Annotated in this window: 1 protein-coding gene; it reads right to left on the bottom strand. The window is 44.3% G+C overall.

Annotated features, from left to right (window positions below):
- Nucleotides 1-29: 29 nt before the first annotated feature.
- Nucleotides 30-515, bottom strand: a 486-nt coding sequence (locus VOR_RS0103915; protein ID WP_010318427.1) for an integrase core domain-containing protein, incomplete at its 5' end; no start/stop codon positions are given.

The following is a 515-nucleotide window of genomic DNA, read 5'->3' as shown; positions in this document are numbered from 1 at the left end:
CAAGTTAGTTGTCATCATTTGCTTAGATATTAAGCAGCATCTTTTTCTGGATTTAAATGCACTTCACCAACAGGCTCACAGCTTCTGATATCACGAGACCAACGCCCTGGATTTTTATTTTTCGCACTCAGTAGTACCTCTGCACGATGCGCTAAGATCTCTCTATCCTTTCCACTATGACGCTCGGAAGGTGTAACATAATTTAACTTGCTATGCTTGTGCTCAGTATTATACCAACGTACAAACCCGTTGACCCAACAACGACTTTCTTCCAGACCATCAAAGCCTTTCGTGGGCCAGCTCGGTATATACTTCACGGTTCGGAACAGCGACTCAACATAAGGATTATCATCGCTGACTCGTGGTCGGCTGTACGATGAGGTAATACCTAGCTCATCCATCTTTGCTTTGAGCGTGAGTGATTTCATTGGCGCACCGTTATCTGAGTGAAGCACTAAGGGCTGATTAAAGCATTGCTCGCGTAGTAATGTACGTTGTAAGAGTTGTGAGGCTAA

This window comes from Vibrio ordalii ATCC 33509 (assembly GCA_000257205.1).
Classification (GTDB): domain Bacteria; phylum Pseudomonadota; class Gammaproteobacteria; order Enterobacterales; family Vibrionaceae; genus Vibrio; species Vibrio ordalii.
The sequence above is the reverse complement of the archived record's forward strand: the minus strand, read 5'-3'. Positions and strand labels throughout refer to the sequence as shown.